Source organism: Candidatus Pelagibacter communis (assembly GCF_001179965.1).
Taxonomy (GTDB): domain Bacteria; phylum Pseudomonadota; class Alphaproteobacteria; order Pelagibacterales; family Pelagibacteraceae; genus Pelagibacter.
In genome coordinates this window covers 1-662 of record NZ_CVSH01000031.1, presented here as the reverse complement: position 1 = coordinate 662, position 662 = coordinate 1, and the positions used below count along the sequence as shown (strand labels likewise).

At 19.9% G+C, this 662-nt stretch carries 1 protein-coding gene; it reads right to left on the bottom strand.

The annotated features are described in order from the left end of the window. Positions 1–568: Gfo/Idh/MocA family oxidoreductase (locus AMN73_RS01380; RefSeq protein WP_179850066.1), on the bottom strand; the 568-nt coding region annotated here is incomplete at its 3' end. Positions 569–662 lie beyond the last annotated feature (94 nt).

Sequence of the window (662 nt, the reverse complement as noted above, 5' to 3'; positions counted from 1 at the left end):
TTAATTTCGGTAATTTATTGAAAATATATAAAAAAATACTTAAATCATGTGAAGAGAGATCATAAGCAGCATTTACATCACTACGTATTGGACCTAAATTTTGTCTTTGAAATTTCATATATAAAATTTTTCCATTTTTATTTGAAGAAATATATTTTTTAATAAATTTAATATTATTATTAAATAGGTAGATGTACCCAAACATTAATATTTTTTTATGATTTAGTTTTTTAATTTTTTTTAAATCTTCGTAACTTTTTAAGCCTGGTTTTTCAATAAATATATTTTTATTACTTCTAATGCATAATTTTAAAAGATTATAATTTTTATTAGGAGGAGTTGCCAAAATAACATTGTGTATTTTTTTGTCATTAAGAATTGTTTTTAATTTCTTAGTAATAATGAATTTATTTAGGTACCTTTTTTTTAAAATTACCGAATTTGAATGCTTTTCATCATAAATTATGATTTTATTTTTTTTTATTTTTGAGAGAACTTTAGCTATATTTGTGCCCCAATAACCACATCCAATTAGGGCTGTATCATAATTTATTGTATCAATACTCATTATTTTGTATTAAGTAATTATAATTTAGAAATGCAGTTTTCAATAATAATACCTACATTTGAAAATCATAAATATCTTAAAACATCGATTAATT